The sequence below is a fragment of the Lactobacillus sp. 23-2 genome (genome assembly GCF_044902225.1).
GTDB lineage: Bacteria > Bacillota > Bacilli > Lactobacillales > Lactobacillaceae > Lactobacillus > Lactobacillus absianus.
On sequence record NZ_JAOQBX010000035.1, the window covers coordinates 18,709 to 19,060 of the forward strand.

1 protein-coding gene is annotated in these 352 nt (G+C 44.3%); it reads left to right on the plus strand.

Annotated features, from left to right (window positions below):
• Positions 1-273: 273 nt before the first annotated feature.
• Positions 274-352, plus strand: a 79-nt coding sequence (locus tag OCH80_RS09330) for a hypothetical protein (RefSeq protein ID WP_404540327.1), incomplete at its 3' end; no start/stop codon positions are given.

Genomic DNA, 352 nt, shown 5'->3' on the forward strand with positions numbered 1-352 from the left:
ATAACGGGGACCATTTTTGACAATTTGGCTTTGGCTACGTATAAAACGGGGATAACCATTGCCCTAAGCCCCGCTTTTTACTGAACCAAGTCGTTTTTGCAAGATTTGAGCCCCACTTTTTACTGAACCAAGCCGTTTTCGCGAAATTTGAGCCCCGCTTTTTACTGAACCAAACCGTTTTTGAAAAATTTGAGCCCCGCTTTTTACTGAACCAAGTCGTTTTTGCAAAAATCTGAGCCCCGCTTTTTACTGAACCAAGTCGTTTTCGAGAAATTGGAGCCCCGCTTTTTACTGAATCACGAAGATTCCCTGGGGGAGTGCTACAGTTTGAGACTTTGCGGGACTGAGTTCT